This is a genomic window from Citrobacter sp. RHB21-C05 (assembly GCF_013889015.1).
Lineage (GTDB): Bacteria > Pseudomonadota > Gammaproteobacteria > Enterobacterales > Enterobacteriaceae > Citrobacter_A > Citrobacter_A sedlakii.
This window is the reverse complement of record NZ_CP057611.1, coordinates 3,653,327-3,674,602: the sequence shown is the minus strand read 5'-3', so window position 1 is coordinate 3,674,602 and position 21,276 is coordinate 3,653,327. Positions and strand designations below refer to the sequence as shown.

The window sequence follows — 21,276 nt, the reverse complement described above, 5'->3', positions numbered from 1 at the left end:
TTCAGCTCCGTTACTGATGCGTAACGACAATCAGACGTAACGCATCAAGTCGCCATCCGGCCTGGTTCAGGCTTTCCAGCACCTGCTGACGGTTGCTCTCAATCGCCGCCAGCTCATCGTCGCGGATGTTTGGATTGACGGCGCGCAGCGCTTCCAGACGCGAAAGTTCTGCCGACAGTTTTTCATCAGCTTCATGACGCGCGGCGTCAATCAGCGCACGGGCAGATTTCTCAACCTGCGCTTCGCCCTGTTGCAGAATCGCATGCACATCCTGCTGCACCGCATTAACCAGTTTGCTGCCGGTGTGACGGTTAACGGCGCTCAACTGACGGTTGAAGGTTTCGAACTCCACCTGCGCGGCCAGGTTATTACCGTTTTTATCCAGCAACAGGCGCACCGGCGTCGGCGGCAGGAAGCGGTTAAGCTGAAGCTGCTTCGGTGCCTGCGCCTCGACGACGTATACCAGTTCCAGCAACAGCGTGCCGACCGGCAGCGCCTTGTTCTTCAGCAGCGAAATGGTGCTGCTGCCGGTATCGCCGGAGAGGATCAGATCCAGGCCGTTACGAATCAGCGGATGCTCCCAGGTAATAAACTGCGCGTCTTCCCGCGACAGCGCCACATCACGTTCAAAGGTGATGGTGCAGCCATCTTCCGGCAGGCCCGGGAAGTCCGGCACCAGCATATGGTCGGACGGCGTCAGCACAATCAGGTTTTCACCGCGATCGTCCTGGTTAATGCCGACGATATCAAACAGGTTCATGGCAAAGGCGATCAGACTGGTGTCGTCATCCTGCTCTTCAATGCTTTCAGCAAGTTGCTGCGCTTTCTCGCCACCGTTGGAATGGATCTCCAGCAGGCGGTCGCGCCCCTGTTCCAGCTGTGCTTTTAGCGCCTCATGCTGCTCGCGACAGGTTTTGATCAGATCGTCGAATCCGTCCGTCTCTTCCGGCGCCGCCAGGTAACCAATCAGGTTGTTGTAAACCGCATCGTAAATGGCGCGACCGGTCGGGCAGGTATGTTCAAACGCGTCCAGTCCTTCGTGATACCAGCGTACCAGCACCGACTGGGCGGTTTTTTCCAGGAAAGGCACGTGGATCTGAATATCGTGGGCCTGACCAATACGGTCGAGACGACCAATACGCTGTTCCAGCAGGTCCGGGTTAAACGGTAGATCAAACATCACCAGGTTGCTGGCAAACTGGAAGTTACGACCTTCAGAACCGATTTCAGAGCACAGCAGCACCTGGGCGCCGCTGTCTTCTTCGCCAAACCAGGCGGCGGCGCGGTCGCGTTCAATAATCGACATGCCTTCGTGGAACACGGCGGCGCGGATGCCTTCGCGTTCACGCAGCACCTGTTCCAGTTGCAGAGCGGTGGTCGCTTTGGCGCAGATGACCAGTACTTTTTGCGAGCGATGGCTGGTCAGATAGCCCATCAGCCATTCTACGCGCGGGTCGAAGTTCCACCAGGTACCGGTATCGCCTTCAAACTCCTGATAAATTTGTTCCGGATACAGCATGTCGCGCGCTCTGTCTTCCGCGTTTTTGCGGGCGCCCATGATGCCGGACACTTTAATCGCCGTCTGATACTGCGTCGGCAGCGGCAACTTAATGGTATGCAGCTCGCGTTTCGGAAAGCCTTTCACGCCGTTACGGGTGTTACGGAACAGGACGCGGCTGGTGCCGTGGCGGTCCATCAGCATGGAGACCAGTTCCTGTCGGGCACTTTGCGCGCCATCGCGGTCGCTGTTTGCCGTTTGCAGCAGCGGCTCAATATCCTGCTCGCCGATAAGCTCGCCCAAAATATTCAGTTCGTCATTGCTGAGTTTGTTACCTGCCAGCAGCATGGCGACGGCGTCGGCTACCGGACGGTAGTTCTTCTGTTCTTCGACAAATTGGGCGAAGTCGTGGAAGCGGCTCGGATCGAGTAAACGTAAACGGGCAAAGTGGCTTTCCATCCCCAGTTGCTCCGGGGTGGCGGTCAGCAGCAGAACGCCAGGCACGCGTTCTGCCAGTTGCTCAATCGCCAGATACTCGCGGCTTGGCGCGTCTTCGCTCCAGACCAGATGGTGCGCTTCGTCAACGACCATGAGATCCCATTCGGCGTCGCACAGATGCTCCAGGCGCTGTTTGTTACGGCGGGCGAAATCGAGCGAGCAGATCACTAACTGTTCCGTTTCAAACGGGTTGTAAGCGTCGTGCTGTGCTTCGGCGTAACGCTCATCATCGAACAGGGCGAAGCGCAGGTTGAAACGGCGCAGCATCTCAACCAGCCACTGATGCTGTAAGGTTTCGGGAACGATAATAAGTACGCGCTCCGCCGCGCCGGACAGCAGTTGTTGATGAAGGATCATGCCGGCTTCAATGGTTTTGCCTAAACCGACTTCATCCGCCAGCAGAACGCGTGGCGCGTGGCGGCGACCCACGTCATGGGCGATGTTTAGCTGGTGTGGAATCAGGCTGGTACGCTGGCCGCGCAGGCCGCTCCACGGCATGCGGTACTGCTCGCTCTGAAATTTACGCGCGCGGTAGCGCAGCGCAAAGCGGTCCATGCGATCGATTTGTCCGGCAAACAGGCGATCCTGGGGTTTACTGAACACCAGTTTGCTGTCCAGCAGGACTTCGCGCAGCATTACGCCGCTTTCTTCGGTGTCCAGACGGGTGCCAATGTAGGCGAGCAAACCCTTTTCTTCTTTTACTTCATCGATTTGCAGCTGCCAGCCTTCGTGGCTGGTAATGGTATCGCCAGGGTTGAACATCACGCGGGTTACAGGGGAGTCACTGCGCGCATACAAACGGTTTTCGCCGGTAGAAGGGAAAAGCAGGGTGACGGTACGCGCATCCATGGCGACAACGGTTCCAAGTCCCAGTTCGCTTTCTGTATCGCTGATCCAGCGTTGACCAAGTGTAAAAGGCATATTTTGTTCGGCTCTATATCTTTAATTGCAGGCAATACTCGACATACTTCAGGCTGCAGATGCGTTGGCGCGACTCGCTCACTCCCGTCACTTACCCTCAGGAAGCGTCTGCGGATTTGCGTCGTCGTCGCCAGCCCGTCACTCGAATTATGGTGAGTATAACGACCCTGCCGCCATGCCTGGCGCCTACCGGGATAGTCGCTAAGTGGGCAGCAAGATTATTTGGGTCCAGGAATGGAAAGGGCGCTATGGTAATGGATGGCGGCGGATTCGTCACGCGTCAAAATAACCCTAATTGTCCTGTCAGTAGTGTAGCAAAATTATCGTCGATGAAAGGCAGGATACCTTCAGCGACGGGCTGCAGCTGGCGCGTCAGGTAATGCTCGTAATCCAGCGGCGAACGTTGGTAATCGTGCGGCTCCGGGCCGTTAATCGTCCAGACGTACTTTATGGTGCCACGGTTCTGGTATTGCGCTGGACGACCCCGCTTCAGGTTTTCTTCATCCGCCAGCCGCGCCGCGCGGACATGCGGCGGAACGTTGCGCTGGTATTCGCTTAGCGGACGACGCAGCCGCTTGCGGTAAACCAGCCGATCGTCAAGCTCACCGGCCATCAGTTTAGCGATCGTCTCCCGCACGTAGTCCTGATAGGGTTCATGACGGAAAATTCGCAGGTACAGATCCTGCTGGAACTGCTGCGCGAGCGGCGTCCAGTCGGTACGTACGGTCTCCAGCCCTTTAAAGACCATCCGTTGCGCATCGCCTTCCTGGATAAGCCCGGCATAGCGCTTTTTACTGCCGGTATCCGCACCACGAATGGTCGGCATCAAAAAGCGGCAAAAATGCGTCTCATACTCCAGCTCAAGCGCGCTGTTGAGGTTTTGCCGTTGCAGTTCCTGCTTCCACCAGGCGTTGACGTGATCAACCAGCGAGCGGCCAATTTCCGCCGCGTCTGCTTCACTGTGGGCGCGTTTCAGCCAGACAAACGTGGAGTCTGTGTCGCCATAGATCACATCATAACCTTGCGCTTCAATCAGCGCTTTGGTCTGGCGCATGATCGCATGGCCACGCATAGTAATTGACGAGGCCAGCCGGGGATCGAAGAATCGACAGGCGGTGGTGCCGAGCACGCCGTAAAAGGCATTCATAATGATTTTGAGCGCCTGGGAAAGCGGTTTATTCCCCTGACGTTTGGCTTCGTCGCGACCTTGCCAGATCGTGGTCACGATCTCAGGCAGACAGTGTTTTTCCCGTGAAAACCAGGCATCAAGGAAACCTTCGGTGCTGTGCGCGGGATCCGGGTGCGCCATCCCTTCGACCAGACCCACTGGGTCGATCAAAAAGGTGCGGATAATTGACGGATACAGGCTTTTGTAATCCAGCACCAGCACAGAGTCGTACAAACCGGGGCGTGAATCCATCACGTAGCCGCCTGGACTGGCGTGCGGGGGAACCTCGCCGAGATTGGGCGCAACATAACCTGCCCGATGCATTCGCGGGAAATAGAGGTGTCCAAAGGCAGCGACCGAACCGCCGTGGCGATCGGCAGGTAAACCATTGACCGTGGCGCGTTCCAACAGAAACGGCATAATCTCGGTTTTATGGAAGATCCGGGTGACCAGCTCGCAGTCTTTCAGGTTGTAGGTGGCGAGCGCGGGTTTGTCTTCAGCGAACCGGCGGTCGATTTCATCCATACGATCCCACGGGTTATCAATCGACTTGCCTTCGCCGAGTAATTCCTGCGAGACGGCCTCAAGGGAAAATGACGAGAAGTTCCAGAAGGCTGACTTCAGCGCTTCTATGCCATCGATAATGAGTCGACCTCTGGCCTGAGCGAAGAATACGCCATTTTTAAACCCGTGCTCGCGCCATTCCAGTTCGCTGTTGTCGCGGCCAAAGCGCAGCGGAACGCGGTAGCGCTCGGCGTGCTTTTGCAGCATGCGCAGATCGAACTGCACGACATTCCAGCCGATGATGACGTCCGGGTCATAGCGGGCAATCCATTCATTCAACTTTTCCAGAAGCTGTGGGCGGCTGGCGACGTACTCAAGCTGGAAGTCGAGCGTGGAAGCGTCGCCGTTCGCCGGGCCAAGCATATACACGGTGCGCTGGCCGCAGCCTTCCAGGCCAATACAATACAGTTCGCCGTGGCGGGTGGTTTCGATATCCAGTGAGAGCCATTTCAGCGGCGGACGATAGTCAGGATGCGGCTTGAGCCGCGCATTGACGATTGCGCCGTGACGCGCTTCGCCTTCTAGCCACACCGGGGAGGTGATAAACCGTTCCATCAGGTAACGCTCTGGCGGACGCACATCGCCTTCGTACACCGTGACGCCATTTTCCCGCAGCAGCTTTTCCAGACGCATTAGCTGTCGGTGCGAACGGCAGTAAAGACCAGACACCGGTTGGCGATGAAAATCTCTGAGACGAAGCGGCGCCAGGCGATAGCCGTTTTCGGCGGCCAGAAGTGATTTTACCCGTGGCGTCTGCTGTTCTGGGAAAAAGGCGACGGATTCCTGAGGGGCAAGCGTCACCTGCAAAGGTCCGCTGTCTGTAGCCAGCCAGAATGAGACCTCTGTTCCCTGCGACGTATCCCGCCAGTGTCGGGTTAAAATAAAACCTGCCTGCGCCACGCTGTATACCTGTTCGCTTATGTGTCTTCAGTATAACCTGGTTTGAAAAAGAATACTGTTATTTTGTACAGTAATTGACGAATGCAACCTTTATAAAGTCTGAATGAGGACATTATATATAATTCGGATTAGTGCCTGTTTGATTTTGTTACTTGTTTCTCGGAATAGCAAAATTTAGCAATTTTTATTTGTTTTCATTAAACGTAAGTGTAAAACTTTCTTTTGAAACGCCCGATTGCTTTGACTGAATATAATATATATTTGGGTAACCTATCGATAAAATATAATATATATTTAAATTTATCTATTGCTGAATAAAAAGGATGCGGTTCGATTTCGTCGGGAATATCTCTCTGTTATCATTTTGTTTTAAGTAGATGATTATTGTTCAGCTTAGGGAACGGGCGTTTTTTTTTCATGGAGTGGGTATATGAATGAATTTACTCGAATACATCAGAATAATTATCATAACTATGTTTTTGTAAATACGCTGGTTTCAAGGCCGTCGGTGAACACCGTCAGTAAATATATTGAGTATAAAACATGGACAGGGCAGATTTGGCGTACTGAAACTATTGAAGATGGAAATGCTTTTTTTCATTGGCAAGGTCACGATCGTCGAAATGGCCATCGCGATACGGTGATTAATTATTTTTTACACGGGCAACGGTGGCAGTCAACGATCGTTGATTACGTCTTTTTTCATTCTCTGGAAGGGGAGGAAATACGCGGTTATTTTGATAATGCGATAGAATATATCAGCGCGAATAATTGTTTATTCAAAAGTCGATTCGCCGAATATCTTCCCGAATAAATAAGTTGCGCGTCTCTGTCTGGACGCGCAACGGCGTGTTACTGGCCGTAATAGGCTTTTGCGCCATGCTTGCGCAGATAATGTTTATCAAGCAGGGTTTGTTGCATATCGGGTAGCTGCGGGGCAAGCTGGCGACAGAAAATCCCCATGTAGGCGACCTCTTCCAGCACTATGGCGTTATGCACCGCATCTTCAGCATTCTTACCCCAGGCGAAGGGGCCGTGAGAATGTACCAGTACGCCCGGCATCTGGGCGGCATCAATGCCCTGTTTTTCGAAGGTTTCCACGATCACATTGCCGGTTTCCCATTCATACTCGCCGTTAATTTCCGCATCGGTCATTTTACGCGTGCAGGGAATCGTACCGTAGAAATAGTCGGCGTGGGTGGTACCGGTGGCAGGGATCGGCTGTCCGGCCTGTGCCCAGATGGTTGCGTGGCGGGAATGCGTGTGTACGATACCGCCAATTGATGGAAAAGCCTGATACAACAGGCGGTGTGTGGGGGTATCGGAAGACGGTTTTTTCGTTCCTTCCACGACTTCACCTGTCGCAAGGCTGACCACCACCATATCCCCGGCGGTCATCGCGTTGTATTCAACGCCGGACGGTTTGATGATGAACACGCCGCGCTCGCGGTCAACGGCGCTGACATTCCCCCAGGTGAGCGTCACCAGATTATGCTGCGGCAAAGCCAGATTCGCTTCCAGCACCTGGCGTTTAAGATCGTCTAACATGTTTGTCTCCTTGCCTGATGGCGGCGTAAACGCCTTATCCGGCCTACACCTTGATCAGGCCGGATAAGTGAGGCGTATCAGGCAATTACCTGGTTAACGTTTGAATCCGTAATACACTTCATTCCAGCGCAGCGCGTCTTTAAAGGCGGGCAGGCGGGTTTCGTTATCAATAACGGCGATTTCGATATCGTGCATTTCAGCAAACTGGCGCATATCGTTCAGATCCAGCGCGTGGCTGAAGACGGTATGGTGGGCGCCGCCCGCCAGGATCCACGCTTCAGAGGCGGTAGGCAGGTCCGGCTGCGCTTTCCACAGCGCATTGGCGACCGGCAGTTTCGGCAGCGAGTGCGGCGTTTTGACGGTGTCGATGCAGTTCACCAGCAGGCGGTAGCGATCGCCCAGGTCGATCAGGCTGGCGACAATCGCCGGACCGGTTTGGGTGTTGAAGATCAGACGCGCGGGATCGTCTTTACCGCCAATGCCGAGATGCTGCACGTCGAGGATCGGTTTTTCTTCCACCGCGATGGTCGGACACACTTCCAGCATGTGCGAGCCAAGCACCAGATCGTTGCCTTTCTCGAAGTGGTAGGTGTAGTCCTCCATAAATGAGGTGCCGCCCTGCAGACCGGTTGACATCACCTTCATGATGCGAAGCAGAGCGGCGGTTTTCCAGTCGCCTTCGCCCGCAAAGCCGTAGCCCTGCTGCATCAGACGCTGTACGGCCAGACCAGGAAGCTGTTTCAGGCCGTGCAAATCTTCAAAAGTGGTGGTAAACGCGTGAAAGCCGCCCTGTTCGAGGAAACGCTTCATTCCCAGCTCGATGCGCGCCGCTTCCAGCACGTTCTGCCGTTTTTCGCCGTGGATCTGCGTAGCAGGCGTCAGGGTGTAGCGGCTTTCATACTCGTCGATCAGCGCGTTGATATCGCCGTCGCTGATGGAATTAACCACCTGCACCAGATCGCCCACCGCCCAGGTATTCACCGAGAAGCCGAACTTGATCTGTGCGGCGACCTTATCGCCGTCAGTGACCGCCACTTCGCGCATGTTATCGCCGAAACGGCAGACCTTCAGATGACGCGTATCCTGTTTTGAGACCGCGTGACGCATCCACGAGCCGATACGATCCTGTGCCGTCTTATCCTGCCAGTGACCGGTGACTACGGCATGCTGCTGACGCATACGCGCGCCGATGAAACCGAACTCGCGACCGCCGTGTGCGGTCTGGTTCAGGTTCATAAAGTCCATATCAATACTGTCCCACGGCAGGGCGGCGTTGAACTGAGTGTGGAACTGAAGCAGCGGCTTATTAAGGGTCGTCAGTCCGTTGATCCACATTTTCGCAGGAGAGAACGTATGCAGCCAGACCACCAAACCCGCGCAGCGATCGTCGTAATTTGCATCGCGGCAAATGGCGGTGATCTCATCCGGCGTGGTGCCCAGCGGCTTTAATACCAGTTTGCACGGCAGTTTGGCTTCGCTGTTCAAAGCATTAACGACGTGTTCGGCGTGCTGAGTGACCTGGCGCAGCGTTTCTGGCCCGTAAAGGTGCTGGCTACCGATTACAAACCACACTTCATAGTTATCAAAAATTGTCATTGTCGTGTCCTTAATGAGTCAGGGTTGCCTGGTGAGCCGGTGCGTTGATGACCGGGGCGGCAGTCGGAAGATAATGTTGCTCGGCGCTCACCGCCCACTGCTGGTAGCGGCGATAAAGCTGTTCGAAGCGCTGCGCCTGTTCAGGGCGGGGTTGCAGCGTGTTTTCCACCGCACTCGCCATCTTTTGTTGAGCGGCAGGGATGTCGGCATGCACCTTTGCCGCCACGGCGGCAAAGATCGCCGCGCCCAGCGCGCAGCACTGATCGGAGGCGACGATCTGCAACGGGCGATTCAGGACGTCGCAGCAGGCCTGCATAATGACCTTGTTTTTACGGGCGATACCGCCCAGCGCCATGACGTTATTCACCGCAATGCCTTGTTCAGTGAAGCACTCCATAATGGCGCGCGCGCCGAAGGCTGTGGCGGCAATCAGACCGCCGAATAGCGCCGGGGCGTCCGTCGCCAGATTCAGGTCGCTAATGACCCCTTTCAGACGCTGATTGGCGTTTGGCGTACGGCGTCCATTGAACCAGTCGAGTACCACCGGCAGGTGATCGAGCGAAGGATTGTTGGCCCACGCTTCGGTGAGCGCGGGCAGCAGTTGCTTCTGGCTGGCTTTGATCTGCGTTTTTAGCTCAGGATGCTGGGCGGCAAGCTGCTCAAGCGGCCAGCCGAGAATGCGGCCAAACCAGGCATAGATATCGCCAAAGGCGGACTGTCCGGCTTCGAGCCCGATGAAATTGGGGACGACGCTGCCGTCAACCTGACCACAGATCCCTTTCACCGCGCGATCGCCCACGCTTTGCTTATCGGCAATCAGAATGTCGCAGGTTGACGTGCCGATCACTTTTACCAGCGCGTTCGGCTGCGCGCCTGCGCCCACAGCGCCCATATGGCAATCGAACGCGCCGCCGGAGATCACCACGCTCTGCGGCAGGCCGAGACGCTGCGCCCATTCCGCGCACAGCGTGCCAACCGGCAGATCGGCTGTAAAGGTTTCGCTGAATAACGGGTAGGGCAAATGCTGGTTAATGAGGGGATCAAGCTCGTCAAAGAAGCTGGCGGGCGGCAGGCCGCCCCAGCTTTCATGCCACAGCGATTTATGTCCGGCGCTACAGCGCCCGCGGCGGATATCCTGCGGACGGGTAGTGCCAGAAAGCAGGGCGGGCACCCAGTCGCAAAGCTCTATCCACGACACGGCGGCCTGTGCGACGGCACTGTCCTCGCGGGTGACGTGGAGGATTTTCGCCCAGAACCATTCGCTGGAATAAATACCGCCGATATAACGGGAATAGTCCGCTTTGCCCGGCGTATGGCACAGACGGGTAATGGCCTCCGCCTCTTCCACCGCGGTGTGGTCCTTCCACAAAACGAACATCGCGTTTGGGTTTTCAGCAAACTCCGGACGTAGGGCCAGGACGTTGCCGTCGGCGTCAATCGGCGCAGGGGTGGAACCTGTGCTGTCGACGCCAATTCCGACCACCTCTGCGCGTTGCGCGGCGCTCAGTTCAGCGAGAACGCTTTTTAGCGCTGCTTCCATTGATTCGATGTAGTCACGCGGATGATGGCGAAACCGGTTGTTCGGGCCATCGCAGTAGCGCCCTTCTTGCCAGCGGGGATACCATTCAACGCTGGTTGCCACTTCGCTGCCGGTGGCGCAATCCACCGCCAGCGCTCGCACTGAATCACTGCCAAAATCGAGGCCTATTGCAATCGCCATCGTCTTACTCCATCCAGAAATACGGGTATGGAGAAACAGTAGTGAGTGGGGATAAAAACCGTCAGGCAGGATCCGCTAATCTTATGGATAAAAATGCTATAGCATTGCAAAGTGTGACGCCGTGCAAATATTCAATGTGGACATTTCTGCCGTAGTTATAGACACTTTTGTTATCAGTTTTTATCGCTCTGACCGCGCAGTTTTGTTACAAAATGCTGTGAAAAAGCGGAGTTGATGCTCTGCCAGCAACAACGCCAGGGCAAAGCAGGACGCAGATAACACCCTTTTACGTAATATGGACAATTTGTTTCCTCACCGAACTTCGGGAGTCGTGAAATTATGGCTGAACCGCAAAATGATCCCCTCCTGCCCGGCTACTCGTTTAACGCGCATCTGGTGGCGGGGTTAACGCCCATCGACGCCAACGGCTATCTCGATTTCTTTATCGATCGCCCGCTGGGGATGAAAGGCTATATTCTCAATCTCACCATTCGTGGAGAGGGTGTGATTAATAATCAGGGGAAGCAGTTTGTTTGCCGCCCCGGCGATATTTTGTTGTTTCCACCGGGTGAAATTCATCACTATGGACGTCATCCGGATGCCAGCCAGTGGTATCACCAGTGGGTTTACTTCCGTCCGCGCGCCTACTGGCAAGAATGGCTGGCCTGGCCGCCGATTTTCGCCCAGACCGGTTTTTTCCGCCCGGACGAAGCCCATCAGCCACACTTCAATGAACTATTCGGTCAGATCATCAGCGCCGGGCAGGGGGAAGGACGCTATTCCGAACTGTTGGCGATTAACCTGCTGGAACAGCTCCTGTTACGCCGTATGGAGGCGATAAACGCCTCGCTGCATCCGCCAATGGACAACCGCGTGCGCGACGCCTGCCAGTATATTAGCGACCATCTCGCCGACAGCCATTTTGATATCGCCAGCGTTGCCCAGCATGTTTGCCTGTCGCCGTCGCGTCTCTCGCATCTGTTCCGCCAGCAGTTGGGGATCAGCGTGCTGAGCTGGCGCGAGGACCAGCGTATCAGCCAGGCGAAACTGCTGCTCAGCACTACGCGTATGCCAATAGCCACCGTCGGACGTAACGTAGGTTTTGACGACCAGCTTTATTTCTCCCGGGTCTTTAAAAAATGCACCGGCGCCAGCCCGAGTGAGTTCCGCGCGGGATGTGAGGAAAAAGTGAATGATGTGTCAGTGAAGGTGTCATAAGCTGTAACTATTCAGACAATTGATGGCTTGACGAAGCAGCGAGGGGTTTGCAGAATCCCTGTTTCGTAAAACTGACGGACGAACTATGCAAGCATTTCTGGAACACTTCATTCTGCAGTCCGCCATGTACGCTTTGATAGCCGTGGTGTTGGTGGCCTTTCTGGAATCGCTGGCGCTGGTCGGTCTGATTTTACCCGGCACCGTACTGATGGCCGGACTGGGCGCGCTAATCGGTAGCGGCGAGCTTAATTTCTGGCACGCGTGGCTGGCGGGGATTGTGGGTTGCCTGCTCGGCGACTGGATCTCATTCTGGCTGGGATGGCGCTTTAAAAAGCCGCTGCATCGCTGGTCATTCCTTAAGAAAAACAAGGCGCTGCTGGATAAAACCGAACATGCGCTGCATCAACATAGTATGTTTACGATCCTGGTCGGACGGTTTGTCGGGCCGACGCGTCCGCTGGTGCCGATGGTGGCAGGAATGCTCGATCTGCCGGTCTCGAAATTTATCACCCCCAATATCATCGGCTGTCTGCTCTGGCCGCCGTTTTACTTTCTGCCGGGGATACTGGCGGGGGCGGCGATCGATATTCCTGCGGGAATGCAGAGCGGCGAGTTTAAATGGCTACTGCTGGCAACGGCGCTCCTGTTATGGGTTGGCGGCTGGCTGTGTTGGCGCCTGTGGCGAAGTGGAAAGGCGGCAACCGACCGGTTAACTGCGTTTCTCCCAAAAGCGCGTTTGCTGTGGCTCGCGCCTGGCGTGCTGGCGCTGGGGATTGTTGCGCTGGTGATGCTGATTCGTCATCCGCTAATGCCAGTCTATGTGGATATCCTGCTGAAGGTGGTCGGCGTCTGATTCTGGCTGAAGGATGGCTGCGCGTTATCTGGCCTACAGACGTGTTTCACTGTAGGCCGGGAAAGCGAAGCGTCCATGACAACCATCACCCTTTAATTCCCAGCAATGCCGAGGCGCTGGCTTTCCCACTGACCAATTCATCGGTTTTGCCTTGCCAGGCGATTCGCCCATCGGCCACGACAACGGAGCGGGGGGCGATGCGGGCGGCGTCCTCCACACTGTGTGAAACCATCAGCAGCGTTAACTGTCGGTTGTGACAGACATCGCTGACTAACGCCAGCATCTCCTGACGCAGGGCGGGGTCGAGAGCGGAAAACGGCTCATCAAGGAGCAGCACGGGCTGATCGCGTACCAGACAGCGCGCCAGCGCAACGCGCTGACGTTGACCGCCGGACAGTTCGCCGGGCAGGCGGCGCATCAGGTTGTCGATGCCCATTTGCCGCGCGATATGCATCAGTTTCTCGCGCTGTAGGGCGCTGAGCTTCAACCCCGGATCCAGCCCCAGCCCAATGTTTTGCTGCACGTTCAGATGGCTGAACAGGTTATTTTCCTGAAATAACATCGACACCGGACGACGAGAAGGGGGGGTAGCGGTATGATCGTCGCCCTCAATCATCAACGTGCCGCTGGCAGGAGTAAGAAAACCGGCGATCAGGTTCAGTAGCGTACTTTTCCCCGCCCCGCTAGGCCCCAGAACGGCTACCTGCTCGCCCCGGGCCACGGAAAGCGTAAAGCGCATCGGCAAATGATGATAAAGCCAGGTTATATCAGTCAGTTTTAGCATGTCGTCCTGGTAATTTCTCGATAGCGGTAAAAAGCATAAAGCACAGCAACAGCAGTAACAGTGCGGTCACGGCGCCGTCCTGACTGCGGTACGAGCCGATTTGTTGGTACAGATAAAACGGCAGCGTCCGAAAATCGTCATTACCGAACAGCGCCACCACGCCAAAATCACCGATGGAAAGCACACAGGCGAAAGCCAGCGCCTGCGCAAGCGGTCGTTTCAGAGCGCGTAACTCCACAACCTTGAGCCGCCGCCAGCCTTCAATCCCCAGCGACTGGCACAGCATTGAGTAGCGGGAGGCGGCGTCACGCATGGGGTTTTCCAGCACCTTTAACGCATAAGGGATCGCCATCAGCGCATTGGTGAAGATCACGATGCCGTCCGCCGACGCCGGCAGACCAATGCTGTTATTGAGCAGCAAAAAGAAACCGGTCGCCAGCACAATGCCGGGCATGGCGAGGATCAGCATTCCGCTCAGTTCCAGCGTTTGCCCTGCCAGCACATGCTGACGGGCCCGCAGTTCGCGGCTACTCCACAGGAGCATCATGGTGAGGATCACGCACAGCAGGCCTGCCGCCAGGGCGATGCGCAGCGAGGTCCACATTGCCTGCCACAGGATCGGTTGCGCCAGTACGTCCCAAAGATGGCGGTTGAGGCCATCAACAATCACCGCCAGCAGCGGCGGCAGTAACAGCAGTAACGCGAGGAGAATAAGCAGCGTATCGCTAATCCGACTGTGCAGGCGGTCGTCCGGATCGCGCCACCCCTGCACCAGCGTGGTTCCGGGAACGATGGCTTTACTTAAGCGCTGGCTCAGTAGCACCAACGCCAGGCAGCACACCATCTGGATCAACGCCAGCATCGCCGCGCGCGCCGGATCGTAGTCATAGCTCAGCGCCTGATAAATCGCCAGCTCGATAGTGGTCGCCTGTGGCCCGCCGCCGAGCGATAGCACGGTGGCAAAGCTGGCGAAACAGAGCATAAAGATAAGGGCGGCGACGGGCGGGATTTGACGGCGCAACCACGGCCACTCGACGAAACGAAAAAAATGCCAGCCGCGAAGACCAAGTTGGGCGGCGAGCTGACGCTGTTCGCCGGGAATATTTTCCAGCGACTGCAGCAGAAGTCGGCTTGCCATAGGCATATTGAAAAAAACGTGGGCCAGCAGGATACCTTGCAAACCGTAAGGAGAGAAGGTCCATTCCAGCCCGAACGTCTGCCAGAGCGAAGCCAGCCAACCCTGTCGTCCATAGACGCTAAGGATACCAAATACCGCCACCAGCACCGGGAGGATCAGGGTCATCGCGCACAGGCGCAGCAGCGCCAAACGGCCGGGAAAACGACGCCGGTAGAGCGCGCGGGCAAGCCATATCGCCGGGAAGACCGACAGCACAGCTGACAAAAACGCCTGCCAGAAGGAAAAGCGCACCACGTGCCACAGATAACTGTCCTGCCAGAGCGAGGACCATTCCCCCTGCGGCGCGTTAAACCACAGCGCCAGAAATGCGGCCAGCGCGACCGCCACCATCAGCGTGGCGGCGCTAAGACCGGGCAGCAGCCAGCCGGGAATTAGCGGCTGACGGCGCGTTGCCATTCGCTAATCCAGGCCTGACGGTGGTTTGCCACTTCAGCTGGCGTGAATTCCAGCGTGGTGGTTGGTTTGGTTAACGTCTCAAACCCGGCGGGCAGTGGGGTGGTGGTAACCGGATACATCCAGTTGCCGGTCGGGATGGCGCTCTGGAAGGCGGGCGTGAGAATGAAGCGCAGGAACGTCGTCGCCAGCTCAGGCTGCTTGCTGGCGACGGTGCGCGCCGCCACTTCCACCTGCACGTAATGCCCTTCGCTGAAATTTGCCGCCGCGTAGTTATCCTTTTTCTCTTCGATGAGGTGATACGCGGGAGAGGTGGTATAGCTCAGCACCAAATCGCTTTCTCCCTTCAGGAACAGACCGTACGCTTCGCTCCAGCCTTTGGTGACGGTGACCGTTTTCGCCGCCAGCTTTTGCCAGGCTTCCGGCGCTTTATCGCCATACACTTTCTGCATCCACAGCAGCAGGCCAAGACCCGGCGTACTGGTGCGGGGATCTTCATAGATCACACGCCATTTTTCCGGACTTTCTACCAACTCTTTCAAACTTTTTGGCGGATTTTTTAGCGTTGTCTTGTTATAGACAAAGGCAAACCAACCGTAATCGTAAGGAATAAACGTGTCGTTATTCCAGGTGAAAGGGACGTTTACGGCATCGGTATGGATCGGGGTTTTAGCGAACAGCCCGGTCTGCGTGGCGGCTTCCAGCAGGTTGTTGTCCAGCCCCAACACCACGTCGGCTTTGCTGTTTTTCCCTTCCATACGCAGGCGATTGAGCAGCGATACGCCATCTTCCAGCGCCACGTATTTCAGTTCGCAATCACAGTGAGCCTCGAACGCTTTTTTGACCGCCGGGCCGGGACCCCAGTCGGCGGCAAACGAATCATAGGTATAAACGGTAAGCACAGGTTTGGCGAACACGGGCGCTGCGCATAGAAGCAGCAGAGGAAGACATTTTTTAAGCACTTTGCACCTCAATAGATGGGTGGCAAAGGATTTTGAGCGGTAGCCTCAAATCCCTTCGCCGGCGTTATCCGGATCAGGTTCGACGGGTATTTTCTCAGCCTGTACACCTCATCCTGAATGACGTTGTGTATGTTTATCAGCACCCCGTTGAGAACGCCGTTAGTGTAATGATTTTGTTGCTATGCAGCAATCACGGGTCTGGTGGCGCAAACCATGCCGATTTAAAGTCGAACCAGCCAAGCGTGTTCATACGTAAACCGCGCATACTGCGCTGTCCCTGGATGATCAGCCAGTGGTGAATCAACGGGACGATCGCTTTACTGGCTAACAGTTGCTGACACCAGGCCGCCAGGTTCATCTCACCGGTGCGCCAACGGGCGGCGTCCGCCTCCCAGTCCAGCGGAATGCAGTGCTGCAACAGCGGAACTTCACAGAGATACGCGAACAGCGAAAAGTCGAGTGGAAGGGTGAAGTTGGCGCTGTTTAGCCAGATATCGCTTTCAATGTCTCCGGCGTGCCACTGATCGTAGTCGATCTCCTGTATATTCAGCTTTACCTGATGTTCCGCCAGCAGTTGGCTCATGATCTGCGCAATGACCCGGTGTTCGATATGATCGTGGTAATAGGTCAGGGTGAGGGATTCCAGCCCGGCAGGTTTTTCGCCGTGGCCCGGACGGGCATGATGCCAGCGAGGTAGCAGGCCATAAGCGGGAAACCAGTGGCGCTGATAGTGCTCGTCGGCATAGTAGAGCAGATTACTCGGCGACAGGACGCGACTGACCCACTCCCGGACCTCCTGATTTGCGCCACGGTGGGTGCGGGCGTCAAACAGCAGGTAATAGCAGCCTTCTTCCAGCCGGCTTTCAATGGCCTTTTCATCGTTAGTGGGGCCTTCCAGCGTCAGCGCGCCGGTCGGTTCATCGCCGATATCCGGCAGCACCCAGACGTTAACTTCATCGATTAGCGCCCGATAGCCAAAGAAATCATCAAAAGCATGAATTTTTAACTGATTACGCGTGTTGCGCATTACCGCATAGGGGCCGGTGCCAATAGGATGACTGGCGAAATGGTTCAGCGTTTCCCATTCGCGCGGCAGGATCATCGCGGGCACCTGCGCCAGCAGTAAGGGAAGCCAGCGGTCAGGCTGCGACAGGTGAATATCCAGCGTCCACGGCGTTGGCGAATTGATGCGGGAAATGTGCGAGTACAGTGGCAAGGTGTTAATTCGTGTGAGCGAAGCGATCACGTCATCCATTTCCAGTTCGCGACCGTGGTGAAAATGAATGCCCGGACGCAGAAAAAAACGCCAGTGTAACGGGGAAATTTGCTGCCAGTGATGCGCAATATCGGCTTCCAGTTCCCCATTTTCCTCATTTACCCGGGTTAAGGCGCTAAAGATTTGACGGGCGATATGCGTTTCTGAGCGCCGCAGCGCCGTACCCGGCAGCAGGTTTTGCAAAGGACGATAATACAGGACGCGCAGGATGTGACGCCCCTGGCGGAAGCTGCGTCCAAGATGTGACACCAGCATCTGGCGAACGGCGGTTTTGTCGCCCACCAGTTGCACCAGTTGATCGATCCGATCCTGTTCCAGCAGATCTTCCGCGCGCTGCTGCTGGAGCGCAAGTCCGGTGTAGAGGAACGTCAGACGAGAGCGTTTGCCACGGCCCACTTCCGCTTCCCACGTCAGCCAGCCGCGCGCCTGCATCGTGTTCAGCAGAGTGCGCATATGGCGACGCGAGCAGTTCAGCAGTTCCGCCAGCTCGTTGAGCGTGGTGTCCTGGGTTTTGCCGTCGCAGCATTGCCACAAACGGATAAATTGTTGTTGCAGACGACCAGAAGACATAAAAGGGGAACTCCAGCGAAAAACTCAGCAATTTTATTATCCCTATATTAGGCCAATAATGAATCCCGATGAAGCACGATGAAGGGGTCAACAATGCGCCAGTTCTATCTGAAGTATTTTTCCGCGACAGAAAAGTTGTCCTGGTTGGCTTGCCTGAGCGCACCGCAGCGCTTAAAGATGCTGGAAGAACTGATGCAGTGGGAGTGACATCGCGACCCCGGATTGGCAGACATCATGTGTGACTGAGTATTGGTGTTTTTCACCCCGCCAGCAGGTATTATCTGCTGGCTTTTTTCGTTTCCGCTGCGCGCTAAGGAAAGGTTTATGCTCTGGATCATGACTATGGGACGACGTCTCAACGGTGTTTATGCGGCATTTATGCTGGTCGCCTTTATGATGGGCATCGCGGGCGCGCTACAGGCGCCGACGTTGAGCCTTTTCCTGAGCCGTGAAGTGGGGGCGCAGCCGTTCTGGGTGGGGCTGTTTTACACCGTCAACGCCATCGCCGGGATTGGCGTCAGTCTCGCGCTGGCAAAGCGCTCCGACAGCCAGGGCGACCGGCGCAGACTGATTCTGTTTTGTTGCCTGATGGCCATTGGCAACGCCCTGTTGTTTGCTTTTAACCGTCATTACCTGACGCTGATCACCTGCGGCGTATTGCTGGCGTCGCTGGCGAATACCGCGATGCCGCAGCTGTTTGCGTTGGCGCGGGAATACGCCGACAGCTCGGCGCGGGAAGTGGTGATGTTCAGTTCGGTGATGCGTGCGCAGCTTTCCCTGGCCTGGGTGATCGGCCCGCCGCTGGCGTTTATGCTGGCGCTTAACTATGGCTTTACGGTGATGTTTTCTATTGCTGCCGGAATTTTTGCGCTGAGCTTTGTCCTGATCGCCTTTATGCTGCCATCGGTGGCGCGGGTTGAACAACCGGCCGATGTACCTGTCACCCGGGTTAGCGGCTGGCAGGACAACAACGTTCGCATGCTGTTTATCGCCTCCACGCTAATGTGGACCTGCAACACCATGTACATCATTGATATGCCGCTATGGATCAGCGCTGAGCTGGGGTTGCCGGATAAGCTTGCCGGGATCCTGATGGGGACCGCGGCAGGGCTGGAAATTCCGGCGATGATCCTCGCAGGTTTTTATGTCAAACGCTTTGGCAAGCGCCGGATGATGGTGACTGCAGTAGCGGCGGGCGTGCTGTTTTATCTCGGTCTGATTGTCTTTCACAGCCACGCGGCGCTATTGATTCTCCAGGTGTTCAACGCGGTGTTCATCGGGATCGTCGCCGGAATTGGGATGCTCTGGTTTCAGGATCTGATGCCGGGCAGGGCGGGGTCGGCGACGACGCTCTTCACCAACAGCATCTCAACCGGCGTGATCCTCGCGGGAGTGATTCAGGGGGCGGTGGCGCAGAGCGTCGGGCATTATGCCGTTTACTGGGTGATTGCGGCGATCTCTGTGGTAACGCTGTATATGACCAGCCAGGTGAAGGATGTCTGAGGAGAGAGTATCCGGCCCACAGGAAGGGCGTTTGTGGGCCGGATAGCGCGAAGCCGCTGTGAATTAAAAGCGCATCGCAGGAGGACAATCAGCGCATAAACGCGGGCTGCTTGTCTTCGTAAGCGGCGATAGCCGTCTCGTGCTGTAACGTCAGACCGATGCTGTCCAGACCGTTCAGCATGCAGTGACGGCGGAAGGCATCAAGAGTAAAGCTGTAGCGCTTTTCGCCCGCCTTAACGACCTGCGCTTCCAGATCCACCTCAAAATAAATCCCCGGATTCGCCTGCACCAGTGTGAACAGTTCATCGACCTCTTCATCGCTCAGCTTCACCGGCAGCAACTGGTTGTTAAAGCTGTTGCCGTAAAAGATATCGGCGAAGCTCGGTGCGATCACCACTTTGAAGCCATAGTCGGTCAGCGCCCAGGGGGCGTGTTCACGGGATGAACCGCAGCCGAAGTTTTCCCGCGCCAGCAGAATAGACGCGCCCTGATATTCCGGGAAGTTGAGCACAAACGCCGGATTCGGCTGCTCGCCTTTGTCATCCAGAAAGCGCCAATCGTTAAACAGGTGCGCGCCAAAACCGGTGCGGGTAACCTTCTGTAAGAACTGTTTAGGAATGATGGCGTCGGTATCGACGTTGGCGGCATCCAGCGGGACAACCAGGCCGGTATGTTGGGTAAATTTCTCTGCCATGGTGGTCTCCTTATTTAATGCTGCGAATGTCGGCGAAATGGCCGGTGACGGCGGCAGCAGCGGCCATTGCCGGGCTGACCAGATGGGTACGTCCGCCGCGGCCCTGACGGCCTTCAAAGTTACGGTTGCTGGTTGAGGCGCAGCGCTCGCCCGGATTCAGACGGTCATTGTTCATCGCCAGACACATTGAGCAGCCCGGTAAACGCCACTCAAAGCCCGCTTCAATGAAGATCTTATCCAGACCTTCCGCTTCCGCCTGCGCTTTTACCGGACCGGACCCTGGCACCACCAGCGCCTGAACGCCTGGCGCCACTTTCCGTCCTTTCGCCACTTCCGCTGCGGCGCGTAAATCTTCAATACGTGAATTGGTACAGGAGCCGATAAATACTTTATCGATCGCTACTTCCGTTAACGGCACGCCAGGCTTCAGCCCCATATAGGCCAACGCCTTTTCTGCGCTTGCCCGCTCAACCGGATCGGCGAAAGAAGCCGGATCGGGGATCATGTCGGTTACCGACATCACCTGGCCCGGATTGGTGCCCCAGGTGACCTGTGGCGCAATCTCTTCAGCCTGTAAGGTGATAACTGTATCGAAGCGGGCGTCCGGATCGGTTTGCAGCGTTTTCCAGTACGCAACCGCATCATCAAAATCCTTGCCTTTCGGGGCGTGCAAACGGCCTTTCACATAGTTGAAGGTGGTTTCATCCGGGGCGACCAAACCCGCTTTCGCGCCCATCTCAATCGCCATGTTGCACAAGGTCATACGGCCTTCCATGCTCAGGGCGCGGATCGCGTCGCCGCAGAACTCCACGACGTGGCCGGTGCCGCCTGCGCTGCCAGTTTTACCGATAATCGCCAGCACGATGTCTTTCGCCGTGATACCCGGCGCCGCGCGGCCCTTGACCTCAATCTTCATGGTTTTCGCGCGACCCTGCTTCAGGGTCTGCGTCGCCAGTACGTGTTCAACTTCCGAGGTGCCGATGCCGAACGCCAGCGCGCCAAACGCGCCGTGCGTGGCGGTATGGGAGTCGCCGCAGACGATGGTCATGCCCGGTAAGGTAACGCCCTGTTCCGGCCCCATCACATGAACGATGCCCTGATACGGGTGATTCAGATCGTACAGCTCAACGCCGAATTCGTTGCAGTTTTTGATCAGTTCCTGCATCTGGATACGGGCCATTTCACCGGAGGCGTTGATGTCTTTCGTCTGCGTCGAGACGTTATGGTCCATCGTCGCGAAGGTTTTACCCGGTTGACGAACCGGACGACCATGCGCGCGCAGGCCATCGAACGCCTGCGGGGAGGTTACTTCATGCACCAGATGGCGGTCGATGTATAACAGCGGGGTTTCGTTTTGCGCCTCGTACACCACGTGCGCATCAAATAATTTTTCGTATAACGTTTTAGCCATG

16 protein-coding genes and 1 riboswitch are annotated in these 21,276 nt (G+C 56.2%); of the genes, 5 read left to right on the top strand and 11 right to left on the bottom strand.

From position 1 onward, the window contains the following. Positions 1-10: 10 nt before the first annotated feature. Entirely contained in the window at positions 11-2,917 is a 2,907-nt protein-coding gene (gene rapA, locus HVX72_RS17495) for an RNA polymerase-associated protein RapA (protein WP_181821990.1), read from the bottom strand. Positions 2,918-3,197: 280 nt separating this feature from the next. Beyond that, a complete protein-coding gene (gene polB / locus HVX72_RS17490; RefSeq protein WP_181821989.1) occupies positions 3,198-5,549 on the bottom strand; it encodes a DNA polymerase II in 2,352 nt (783 codons plus the stop codon). Positions 5,550-5,979: 430 nt separating this feature from the next. Here polB and HVX72_RS17485 point away from each other — a divergent pair, with 430 nt between their 5' ends. Next, positions 5,980-6,363, top strand: a complete 384-nt coding sequence (locus HVX72_RS17485) for a DUF4751 family protein (protein WP_042290118.1) — start codon at positions 5,980-5,982, stop codon at positions 6,361-6,363. A gap of 38 nt (positions 6,364-6,401) precedes the next feature. On the opposite strand, the gene araD is transcribed toward HVX72_RS17485, so the two are convergent. The 3 genes from araD to araB form a co-directional block, all read right to left on the bottom strand. Beyond that, positions 6,402-7,097, bottom strand: coding sequence for an L-ribulose-5-phosphate 4-epimerase (araD, locus tag HVX72_RS17480; RefSeq protein WP_181821988.1), 696 nt, complete (start codon positions 7,095-7,097; stop codon positions 6,402-6,404). A 93-nt stretch (positions 7,098-7,190) separates the two neighbouring features. Then, positions 7,191-8,693, bottom strand: a complete 1,503-nt coding sequence (gene araA, locus HVX72_RS17475) for an L-arabinose isomerase (RefSeq protein WP_181821987.1) — start codon at positions 8,691-8,693, stop codon at positions 7,191-7,193. 10 nt (positions 8,694-8,703) lie between these two features. After that, positions 8,704-10,413 (bottom strand): ribulokinase, encoded by a 1,710-nt coding sequence (gene araB, locus HVX72_RS17470; protein WP_042290110.1) that lies wholly within the window; start codon positions 10,411-10,413, stop codon positions 8,704-8,706. 339 nt (positions 10,414-10,752) lie between these two features. Between araB and araC the strand changes: the two genes are divergently transcribed. Together araC and HVX72_RS17460 are read left to right on the top strand one after the other, a co-directional pair. Next, a complete protein-coding gene (gene araC, locus HVX72_RS17465) occupies positions 10,753-11,631 on the top strand; it encodes an arabinose operon transcriptional regulator AraC (protein ID WP_042290107.1) in 879 nt (292 codons plus the stop codon). An 85-nt stretch (positions 11,632-11,716) separates the two neighbouring features. Beyond that, positions 11,717-12,484: a DedA family protein gene (locus HVX72_RS17460; protein ID WP_042290105.1), complete on the top strand. Its 768-nt coding sequence runs from the start codon at positions 11,717-11,719 to the stop codon at positions 12,482-12,484. 85 nt (positions 12,485-12,569) lie between these two features. On the opposite strand, the gene thiQ is transcribed toward HVX72_RS17460, so the two are convergent. From thiQ to sgrR, 4 genes are all read right to left on the bottom strand, one after another. After that, positions 12,570-13,268, bottom strand: coding sequence for a thiamine ABC transporter ATP-binding protein ThiQ (gene thiQ, locus HVX72_RS17455; RefSeq protein WP_042290102.1), 699 nt, complete (start codon positions 13,266-13,268; stop codon positions 12,570-12,572). Further along, positions 13,252-14,862, bottom strand: a complete 1,611-nt coding sequence (thiP, locus tag HVX72_RS17450; protein WP_181821986.1) for a thiamine/thiamine pyrophosphate ABC transporter permease ThiP — start codon at positions 14,860-14,862, stop codon at positions 13,252-13,254. Before thiP ends, thiQ begins: the two co-directional genes overlap by 17 nt. Beyond that, positions 14,838-15,821 carry a thiamine ABC transporter substrate binding subunit gene (gene thiB / locus HVX72_RS17445; RefSeq protein WP_181821985.1) on the bottom strand — a complete coding sequence of 328 codons (984 nt, stop codon included), beginning with the start codon at positions 15,819-15,821 and terminating at the stop codon, positions 14,838-14,840. Before thiB ends, thiP begins: the two co-directional genes overlap by 25 nt. Before the next feature lie 32 nt (positions 15,822-15,853). Next, positions 15,854-15,978, bottom strand: a riboswitch (TPP riboswitch). Positions 15,979-16,011: 33 nt separating this feature from the next. Continuing rightward, positions 16,012-17,667, bottom strand: a complete 1,656-nt coding sequence (sgrR, locus tag HVX72_RS17440; RefSeq protein ID WP_060570737.1) for an HTH-type transcriptional regulator SgrR — start codon at positions 17,665-17,667, stop codon at positions 16,012-16,014. Positions 17,668-17,760: 93 nt separating this feature from the next. On the opposite strand from sgrR, the gene sgrT reads away from it, so the two are divergent. Further along, positions 17,761-17,874, top strand: coding sequence for a glucose uptake inhibitor SgrT (sgrT, locus tag HVX72_RS17435; RefSeq protein WP_042290093.1), 114 nt, complete (start codon positions 17,761-17,763; stop codon positions 17,872-17,874). A gap of 117 nt (positions 17,875-17,991) precedes the next feature. Next, entirely contained in the window at positions 17,992-19,170 is a 1,179-nt protein-coding gene (locus tag HVX72_RS17430) for a sugar efflux transporter (protein WP_042290091.1), read from the top strand. A gap of 88 nt (positions 19,171-19,258) precedes the next feature. Here the strand turns inward: HVX72_RS17430 and leuD are convergent, their stop codons facing one another. Then, a complete protein-coding gene (leuD, locus tag HVX72_RS17425; RefSeq protein ID WP_042290089.1) occupies positions 19,259-19,864 on the bottom strand; it encodes a 3-isopropylmalate dehydratase small subunit in 606 nt (201 codons plus the stop codon). 10 nt (positions 19,865-19,874) lie between these two features. Beyond that, positions 19,875-21,275 (bottom strand): 3-isopropylmalate dehydratase large subunit, encoded by a 1,401-nt coding sequence (leuC, locus tag HVX72_RS17420; RefSeq protein ID WP_042290087.1) that lies wholly within the window; start codon positions 21,273-21,275, stop codon positions 19,875-19,877. Position 21,276: the final 1 nt, after the last annotated feature.